At 63.1% G+C, this 8,255-nt stretch carries 9 protein-coding genes and 2 pseudogenes; 4 read left to right on the top strand and 7 right to left on the bottom strand.

Annotated elements, in window-relative coordinates; all coding sequences use genetic code 11:
- Positions 1-354: pseudogene (locus tag WBV42_RS01630) on the bottom strand (ACP synthase); the annotation flags it as partial.
- Positions 351-1,529 (bottom strand): thiolase domain-containing protein, encoded by a 1,179-nt coding sequence (locus WBV42_RS01635; protein WP_423984489.1) that lies wholly within the window; start codon positions 1,527-1,529, stop codon positions 351-353. The gene WBV42_RS01635 and the pseudogene WBV42_RS01630, both read right to left, overlap by 4 nt.
- A gap of 179 nt (positions 1,530-1,708) precedes the next feature.
- On the opposite strand from WBV42_RS01635, the gene WBV42_RS01640 reads away from it, so the two are divergent.
- Together WBV42_RS01640 and hflX are read left to right on the top strand one after the other, a co-directional pair.
- The gene (locus WBV42_RS01640) at positions 1,709-2,065 is read left to right on the top strand and encodes a DUF2209 family protein (protein ID WP_423984495.1); all 357 of its coding nucleotides are present in this window, start codon (positions 1,709-1,711) and stop codon (positions 2,063-2,065) included.
- The gene (gene hflX / locus WBV42_RS01645; RefSeq protein ID WP_423984490.1) at positions 2,062-3,357 is read left to right on the top strand and encodes a GTPase HflX; all 1,296 of its coding nucleotides are present in this window, start codon (positions 2,062-2,064) and stop codon (positions 3,355-3,357) included. The genes WBV42_RS01640 and hflX overlap by 4 nt, the downstream gene beginning before the upstream one ends.
- Here the strand turns inward: hflX and WBV42_RS01650 are convergent.
- Positions 3,354-3,545, bottom strand: coding sequence for a DUF7331 family protein (locus tag WBV42_RS01650; protein ID WP_066145379.1), 192 nt, complete (start codon positions 3,543-3,545; stop codon positions 3,354-3,356). The genes hflX and WBV42_RS01650 overlap by 4 nt on opposite strands.
- 246 nt (positions 3,546-3,791) lie before the next feature.
- Here WBV42_RS01650 and WBV42_RS01655 point away from each other — a divergent pair, with 246 nt between their 5' ends.
- Positions 3,792-4,166 (top strand): winged helix-turn-helix transcriptional regulator, encoded by a 375-nt coding sequence (locus WBV42_RS01655; protein ID WP_253227235.1) that lies wholly within the window; start codon positions 3,792-3,794, stop codon positions 4,164-4,166.
- 11 nt (positions 4,167-4,177) lie between these two features.
- Here the strand turns inward: WBV42_RS01655 and moaC are convergent, their stop codons facing one another.
- The 4 genes from moaC to WBV42_RS01675 all read right to left on the bottom strand — a co-directional run bounded on the left by moaC (position 4,178) and on the right by WBV42_RS01675 (position 7,697).
- On the bottom strand, positions 4,178-4,678 hold the full coding sequence (moaC, locus tag WBV42_RS01660) for a cyclic pyranopterin monophosphate synthase MoaC (RefSeq protein WP_423984491.1): 501 nt from the start codon (positions 4,676-4,678) through the stop codon (positions 4,178-4,180).
- A complete protein-coding gene (locus WBV42_RS01665; protein WP_423984492.1) occupies positions 4,671-6,098 on the bottom strand; it encodes an NAD(P)H-hydrate dehydratase in 1,428 nt (475 codons plus the stop codon). Before WBV42_RS01665 ends, moaC begins: the two co-directional genes overlap by 8 nt.
- Before the next feature lie 169 nt (positions 6,099-6,267).
- Positions 6,268-6,684 (bottom strand): hypothetical protein, encoded by a 417-nt coding sequence (locus tag WBV42_RS01670; protein WP_423984493.1) that lies wholly within the window; start codon positions 6,682-6,684, stop codon positions 6,268-6,270.
- 377 nt (positions 6,685-7,061) lie between these two features.
- Positions 7,062-7,697 carry a reverse transcriptase-like protein gene (locus tag WBV42_RS01675; RefSeq protein WP_423984494.1) on the bottom strand — a complete coding sequence of 212 codons (636 nt, stop codon included), beginning with the start codon at positions 7,695-7,697 and terminating at the stop codon, positions 7,062-7,064.
- A gap of 130 nt (positions 7,698-7,827) precedes the next feature.
- Here WBV42_RS01675 and WBV42_RS01680 point away from each other — a divergent pair.
- Positions 7,828-8,255: pseudogene (locus WBV42_RS01680) on the top strand (ABC transporter substrate-binding protein); the annotation flags it as partial.

Below are 8,255 nucleotides of genomic sequence, written 5' to 3' on the forward strand. Positions count from 1 at the left end.
GAGCGCCCGTGTCCCGGCGCGGGTACTTCCGGTGAAGACGTGGCGCGTCGCGTCGTCAGGTACGCCGAGCATGCCGCCGAGTCGGGCGGTAACGTCCTCCTCGGCCATCGGTGGCGTGGTGGAGGCGAAGGCGAGGAACGCGACTTCGGGGTTTCCGGCGGCGTCGAGCGCTCGCCGTGCGGCCTCGTAGGCCATCGTCAGCGTGTCCTCGTCGGCGTTCGGAACCGATTTCTCGTTCACTCCGGCGGCGTGGAATTGCCCCCACGCCTCACGGAACTCGTCGGCGGAAATCCGGAACCGCGGCGCGTAGGCACCGACCGCGGCGACCTTCGGTGTGCGTTCGTCCCCGGTCATGCTTCCACCTCCGATTCCTTTTCGAGCACGTGGACGACCGCCGCCCCGCCGCTCCCGCCGACGTTGTGTGTCAGGCCGCGCTTCGCGCCTTCGACCTGTCGTTCGCCTGCACTTCCCGAGAGCTGTTTGTACGCTTCGACCATCTGCCCGGCCCCGGTCGCGCCGATGGGATGGCCTTTCGATTTCAGGCCGCCGGAGGTGTTGACGGGGCGTTCGCCGCCGAGTTCCGTCGCGCCGGAGGTGACGAGTTCACCGGCCTCGCCCGGTTCGCAGAAGCCGAGGTCCTCGTAGGCCAGCAGTTCCGCGATGGCGAAGCAGTCGTGAACCTCCGCGAAGTCGATGTCTTCGGGCGTGACGTCCGCCATCTCGTAAGCCGATTGGGCGGCCTCGCGGGAGGCCGGAACCGAGGTGTAGGTGTCGCGCTGGAACAACCCGACACGATCGCTGGCCGCGCCGATGCCCGCGATTCGGATCGGGTCGTCGGTGTACTCGTCCACCACGTCCTCGCTCACGACGATGGCGCAGGCCGCCCCATCGCTCGTCGGACAGCAGTGATACAGCGTGAGGGGGTCGGCCACGACTTGCGCGTTCATCGCGTCCTCCAGGGAACACTCGAAGCCGAGCTGAGCGTGCGGGTTCTTCGCGCCGTTGGCGTGGTTCTTCACCGCGACGCGGGAGAGATGCTCAGCGGTCGTGCCGTATTTCTCCATGTGTGCATCGGCCATCTGCGCGTAGACGCCCGCGAACGTGGTTCCCGAGAGGCGCTCCCACTCGGTTTCGCCGGAGACGCCGAGCCAGTACTTCGTCGCGTCGCTCGACGTGTCGGTCATGACTTCCACGCCGCCCGCGAGGACGACGTCCGCCATGCCGCTTTTGACGGCCTGCACGGCCTGCCGGATCGCGTAGCCGCTCGCTGCACAGGCGTTCTCGACGCGGGTGCACGGGATTCCGTCGAGGCCGACGTGTTCGGTCACCGCCGGGCCGGAGAGACCCAGTTGACGGCCGCCGACGCCGAGCGTGCCGACGACTGCCTCGTCCACGTCGTTCGGGTCGATACCCGTCGGGGCGCTGTCACAGGCCGCTTCGAAGGCGGTGCGGAACAGCGACCGGTAGCTTTCGTCGGGGAACGACCCGAAATCCGTCTGGGCCGCGCCGACCAAGTACGCATCTCGCATGTCTCGAACTGGCAGTCGTGGGGGGAAATAACTGCCGTCACCGCCACGCTTTCGCCGGGATCGTTCCCATCGCTTCCACGGTTCCGGCGGGAGATTCAAGAACCTCGACGGCCTACGGGCGACTGTGTACGGACACGCGGCAATCAAGGTGAAGGACCGGCACGGCTGACGTGGTCGGCATCGACATCAGCGGTCGCCACGAGGAGGAGGGTGAGTACCTGATGGTCGCCGCCGCCGTCCACGCGACGGTCGGAACGACACGACTTCACAGCGTACAGGGGATGGGCTTTGCGGTCAGTCATGCGGAACCGACGCTTTCGGAAACGACGAGAGTCGTCGCCGACGCCGTTTATGACCTTCCGGACCCGACGGCGGAGCCCATCGTCGCCGAACGGGGAGAATTCTACGAGGAGCCGACTTGGATGGTCGAACAGTATCTCGAACCTGATTTTAAGTACGTTGAGAGCATAGCTGAACGTGAAACAGTGCAGGCCGCACACCACGCCGCGTACGCCGCCCGCAAACTACTCCTATGAAAGCGATACTTGCAAAACGGGTAGACGACGGAACCGCTTCCATCGACGAACTGTCGGAGTTGGCCCGCGCCGCAGGCTACGACGTCGCCGCGGAAGTCACCCAATCGAGAGAAGAGGACGCCGCATACCAGTTCGGCGAGGGGAAGGTCGCGGAGCTCTCCGCGGCCGTCACCGAACGCGATGCCGGAATCGTCATCTTCGACAATCAACTCGGGCCGTATCAGACGTACAACCTGGGCCAGCGACTGCCCGACGGAACCGAAGTCATCGACCGCTTCCGATTGATCCTCGAAATCTTCGGCCAGCGCGCCCAGACGCGGAAAGCACAGTTGCAGGTCGAGTTGGCGGAACTGCGCTTCGAACTGCCGCGCGTCGAGGCGAAGACGAGCCTCGCGAAACGGGACGAGCGGCCGGGGTTCATGGGGCTCGGTGAGTACGACGAGAGCCACGAACAGGACATCAAGGACCAGATAAGCCGCATCAAGGACGAACTGGACGCCATCGCGGACAAGGAGGCGGACCGCAGACAGAAGCGCCGCGAATCGGGATTCGACCTCGTGGCGCTCGCGGGGTACACGAACGCGGGCAAGTCCACGCTCCTCCAGCGGCTCGCCGAGGACCTCGAAATCGGAGAGAACGACGACCTGCATCCGGACTTGGATCCGACGGCGGAAGCCGAGGACCGCCTGTTCACGACGCTCGGAACCACGACCAGAAAGGCGGACATCGACCGGCGGGACGTGTTGCTGACGGACACAGTCGGGTTCATCAGCGACCTTCCACACTGGCTGGTGGAATCGTTCAAATCGACGTTGGATGCGGTGTACTACGCCGACCTCGTGTTGCTCGTGGTGGATGTGAGCGAACCCGTAGACGACATTCGGGAGAAACTCGTCACCTGCCACGACACGCTGTACGAGCGCAATCAAGCGCCCATCGTGACGGTGTTGAACAAGATCGATGCCGTGAGCGAAGAGGAACTCGAAGAAAAGCGGAAGGCGCTGTCGGCACTCGCGCCGAATCCGGTCGCTATCAGCGGCAAGGATGATCTGAACGTGGAGGAACTCAAACGGCGTATCGATATCGAACTACCCGATTGGGAGTTCGAACGCCTCGTCATGCCGATGACCGATGAAACGATGAGCGTCGTGTCCTGGGTTCACGATCACGGACGCGTGGAGGACGTGACCTACACCGACGACGAAGTCGTGGTCGAGTTCGAGGCACGGCCCTCTATCGTTCAACAATCCCGGTCGAAAGCGAGTGATCTGACGGCTGTGCCGTCGGCTTAAAGCATCGAATATAACGATACGGCCCCGTTCGAGCGAATCCACGCGCAGTGGTTCTTTTGATCGTAAATGAGGACTGCGTCGTCCTGCACTTCGAGTTCGGCGTATCGGTCTTTGTCCCGGTTCGGTTGGGAGTCGTCTGCTTCGTGCGTGCTCGTGGTCATGCGATTCGGTAGTTTGTTTGTCTCCATTGTTCGGTAGCAACCCTTCAGTGACAAGTGTTACCTACTACCATGGTTTCTCAGTATTCGATAGGCGACGAAGCATGATAACTGTTCGCTATCGGAGACATTCTATCTGAAGTACCGTTACGTGGCAAAATCTAGTCGGGATGCTTACCTAACGGTATTTAACCCGGTAAAAAGCCGAAAAACGGTTACTATCGGTAAGTCGATTTCGTGACGTAACTTTTTATCAGCTGACGACCTATTCCGCGTATGAGCGACGAACCGGAACGGCTGACCATGTGGTGTGCGGGCGAGGATTGGTGTCCGATCACCGCGACGGCGACACTCGTCGGCAAGAAGTGGCATCCCGTCATCGTCCATCGACTGCTCGTGAGCGGCCCGCTCGGGTTCAACGCCCTCAAGGAGGAAGTCGATGGCATTTCGAGCAAAGTGCTTTCGGACAGCTTGGAGGATTTGGGCGAAAAACGCCTCGTAAACCGCGAAATCGTGAGCGACAAACCGGTGCGAGTGGAGTACTCCTTGACGTCCATCGGCGAATCGCTCGAACCCGTCATTCTCTCCATGCGCGACTGGGGGACGGAGTATCTCGCCCCCGCCGACGACCCGGATTCGGCGATGGTGTGAATCCGGGCCCGCTACCGTTCTAGTTCCCGTTTTTCCTTCTCGACCACGCGAACGTTCCGGATGGCGGTGTCCGGATACCCCCCGTCCGCGTCCTTCTCGACGGCCTTCACCATGTCCCAGACGACGTTCAATCCAGTCGTGACCCCCTCCAGCGCTTCCATCTCACACCCCGTCTTTCCGGTCGTTTCGACGGCGACCGAGAGGACGACTCGGTCGTCCCGCACGTCGAACTCGGTGTCCACGTTCGTGATCGGGATCTGGTGACACATCGGAATCGTCTCCCACGTGTGTTTGACGGCCTGTACCGCACCGATTCGAGCTGTCGCCAACACGTCGCCCTTCTTCAGGTCGTTCTCCCGAATCGCGTCGACCGTCGAGGACTGGAGGTGGATTTCACCCTCGGCGGTCGCCCGACGAGCAGTGTCGGGTTTGTCGCCGACGTTCACCATCTGCACCTCGCCCGATTCGTCCGTGTGGGTCAGTTCGCCGTCGTCGGTTCCGTTTTCAGACATCGTCCGAACCCCACATCGCCGCCGGAATCGTTTCGAGCATGTCGGAGGCGAACAGTCCCTCGTAGCGGCCGTCGTCGTAGCACAGATCTCCCGCGCGTCCGTTGACGAACGACCCGACGCAGGCGGCGTCGAACGGTTCCGTCGTCCCGAACAGTCCGGCGACGATTCCGGCGAGCAGGTCGCCCGTGCCGCCGACCGTCATGCCCGTGTTGCCCGTCCGGACGACTTGCGTTCGCTCGCCGTCCGAGACCACGTCGGTCTTCCCCTTCGCCAGCACGACGTGGCCGATGTCGGCCGCGAGGTCCTCGATTTCGTCGGTGGCTTCGGTCAGATCGTTAGTGTCCGGCCCGCCCATCTCTGCCAGTTCCTTGCGATTCGGCGTGCAGACGAGGGTGGCGTCCGTTTCGAGGTCCGGAATCGCCGGGAGTGCGTCGGCGTCAACGACCGCCCGTCCGGTGTAGGATTCGAGGAAGTCCGTCGCCGCATCGAGGGTTTCGTCGGCGTTCCCGAGTCCCGGCCCGATGACCACGGTGTCGTCGTACGATTCGGCGGTGTCGACCAAGTCGTCCACCTGCTCGGGCGTGAGGATGTCGCCGTCGTAGGGTTGGACGATGAGGTCCTCGGCGTAGCCTTGAATCACGCTCGCCACGGAGTCCGGCGCGGCGACGAACGAGAGGTCCGCTCCCGCCCGTAGCGCGGATTGGCCGGCCAACGCGGGCGCACCCGTGAACGGCCCGCCACCGATGACGAACACGCGTCCGCCGACGTTCCCCTGCACGCTCCGGAGGTCGCCCGGCCCGACGATTCGCTCGGCGGCGGTGGGGATGCCGATGTCCGAGACGGTGACGTCGGATGCGACGTCCGCGAGTCCGGGTTTCATGTCGTGGAACGTGACGACCGCGTCGGCCTCGACCGCAGTACCTTCGAACTCGCCCGAATCAGCGTTCACGCCCGAGGGGACGTCCACCGCGAGGACGGACGCGTCGGCGTCGTTGATGGCCCGGGCCGCCGTCGCGGCGGGTTCGCGGAGCGCCCCAGTCACGCCGGTTCCGAGCATTGCATCGATCACGAGGTCGCAGTCGGGGAGTTCGAACGCCCGGGAATCCGTCACCTCGGTCGTATCGTAGTCGGCCTGCTGAAGGGCGTCCCAGTTCTCACGCGCGATGTCGGTACCGATGGTTCCGGCGCGGCCGAGCAGCAGGACGGACACGTCGTACTCGTCGAGGAACCGCGCGGCGACGAAGGCGTCCCCGCCGTTGTTCCCCCGCCCCGCCACGATGGCGACGTTCGCTCCCGGCGAGGCCATTTCCCGGACGCGGCGGGCGATGGCGTTTCCACTCGATTCCATCAACTGCTTGCGAGGCACGCCGAGGTACTCCGCGTTCTCGTCCACGGCGGCCATCCGCGCTGCGGTTATCATACCCGGGCGTTCGGTCGGATTCCGGGTTAACGTTATGGGCTAGGGCAGTTCGAGCCGTGCGATTCGGTAGCGGCTTCACGAGGGACAGGGTAGCGGTTCGCTCTGCTGGGGTGAGAGAGCTTTCAGTATCCTCCTCTCACCACCCTCCGACTCACTCACGTCGCCGTCGCTATCGCGGGCGTTTTCGGACGGATTCGTGGGCCGCCGTCTCGTCACCTTCCTCCACAGAGTACAGCCGTTTCACCGGGACGACGGTGTGCATCTTGGCCATGCCACCGTCGTGCCGTCGCCACTTGGTCGAATCGTGGAGGATGTAGCGCCGGGGGACGCGCGCCTTCAGTTCGGCGACCAACTCGTCGAAGCGCTCGGCGTCGAAGCGCTCCTCGGGGACGAAGTCGGTATCGATGACCAACGAATCCCGGCGTGGGACGCGGTCGAGTCGGCCTTCGCAGACGCGTTCAAACTCGACCGCCAACGGCGGTAACTCGGTGTCGAGCGGGAGTTTGACGTACGCCTGCCTGTAGTCCGGTTGATCCGTTTTGCGCTTCCAGTACCGCGAGAACCAATTCGTTATCCGCGTACCCATTCGCGTGCCACCTTGAACCAATTCACTCAAACCGGGATAGTAGGTGTTTCGCTGTCCGTATCTCACTGATTCGTGACGCATCAAGAGACGACAATCCTCGAACACGGGGACGAACCTCCGCTCGAACGCGAAATTACGTGAATCTGAACGTTACTTCGATTACGGCACCGGCTATCACCACGAGCACACTCGCGTCGGCGACGTACTCGTATAGCGGCTTCACCACGAGGTAGTGTGACCGAGAACGGTGACTGCGGCGACGTTGAATGCGACGAGCGTGGGACGGTCAGCGTCGTGGCTCATCGGCCATCCAGTATCGCTGACGGAACCCGCGTCGGATCGGAGTCCGACAGCCAGGTACCGAGCGGGGTCGGAATTCAGCTTTGTGCGTGTCTGTCGGCCCGCGACGGTGGCGGAATCTGTGCTTCGCTCGACCCCGGTGCGTCGGGAAGCAGACACCGCTCGGATTCGCGGTTGACGTGGGCGTACTGGTCGGGTGCGTTCGCCAGTGGATGGGCGGGATTCTGTTCGCTTCGGATCCGGGCGGCCCGAAGTTCGCCGAACCCGGCGATCCTGGCGCGGATACCCCGCCAATGGTACTTGCCCGCACGCGGGACGGAGAACGGTTTCGGCGGTCGCCAGTCCGTCCGGTTGTGGGCGAGAACGGCGTTGTTGACGTTGGCGGCCAGTTGATCGTGGTCTACCAACACGCCGACTCGTGCGTGCTCCGGTGCGCGGACGGCCAACACGTCGAGTCCGAGATGAAGTGCGCGATACTCGGCGACGTTGTTGTCGGGGACGCCGTCGTCGGGGACCGAGAGTCGGGCGACCCGCCTGCCGTCGCGTGTCTCGATGATGACGCCGAGACCACCGCTGCCCGTCTCTTGGTCGAACGACCCATCGCTCGTGATGTAGAAGTCACGATGGTGCGTGTGAGGCGGGTGGGCGATGTGCGGGGTGGGCGACTCATCGAACAGGTCACGTAATGAGGGATGACGGCCGTGAACGGCCATATTTGTCGTATCGATGTAGTATTACATAAATGTGCGGTTGGGTTCAGTAGGAAATGTCATGAGACAATAAAACGCGGGCGATGTTGTCCCATACCACAGATATATATGTAGTTACCCGCCATTTCAGGGTATGCCCGACGAGAGACTCAATCGGCGGACGTATTTGAAATTTGCAGGCGGAGCGGCAGCGTCGGCAGCGCTCGCTGGCTGTCTCGGTGGCGGCGACGGCAACGACCAAAACGATGGTGGCTCAGGTACCGACAGTACCACGTCGAGCACCGACAGCGGCGGGAACGGGAACTCCTCATCGGGAGACCTCTCCGTGACCATCACGCAGGGACAGATGCCGTCCACGCTCGACCCGCACAACCACCGGGAGACGACGACGGACAACGTCGTTCTCCAAGCCTACGAGGGCATCCTCTCGCGCGATAAGAAGGGGAAGATCACGAAGCAGTTGGCGACGAAGTACGAGCGAACCGGCGACAAGACGGTGGCGTTCACCATCCGCGACGACGTGAAATTCCACAGCGGCGAAAAGCTCACGCCGGAGGACGT

The sequence above is a fragment of the Haladaptatus sp. genome (genome assembly GCF_049589095.1).
GTDB lineage: Archaea > Halobacteriota > Halobacteria > Halobacteriales > Haladaptataceae > Haladaptatus.

Excerpts from the sequence above, each read along its gene's own strand:
- WBV42_RS01670 (WP_423984493.1), bottom strand. The coding sequence starts at position 6,684 with ATGGGTACGCGGATAACGAATTGGTTCTCGCGGTACTGGAAGCGCAAA.
- moaC (WP_423984491.1), bottom strand. The coding sequence starts at position 4,678 with ATGTCTGAAAACGGAACCGACGACGGCGAACTGACCCACACGGACGAA.
- WBV42_RS01655 (WP_253227235.1), top strand. The coding sequence starts at position 3,792 with ATGAGCGACGAACCGGAACGGCTGACCATGTGGTGTGCGGGCGAGGAT.
- hflX (WP_423984490.1), top strand. The coding sequence starts at position 2,062 with ATGAAAGCGATACTTGCAAAACGGGTAGACGACGGAACCGCTTCCATC.
- WBV42_RS01635 (WP_423984489.1), bottom strand. The coding sequence starts at position 1,529 with ATGCGAGATGCGTACTTGGTCGGCGCGGCCCAGACGGATTTCGGGTCG.
- WBV42_RS01675 (WP_423984494.1), bottom strand. The coding sequence starts at position 7,697 with ATGGCCGTTCACGGCCGTCATCCCTCATTACGTGACCTGTTCGATGAG.
- WBV42_RS01665 (WP_423984492.1), bottom strand. The coding sequence starts at position 6,098 with ATGATAACCGCAGCGCGGATGGCCGCCGTGGACGAGAACGCGGAGTAC.
- WBV42_RS01650 (WP_066145379.1), bottom strand. The coding sequence starts at position 3,545 with ATGGAGACAAACAAACTACCGAATCGCATGACCACGAGCACGCACGAA.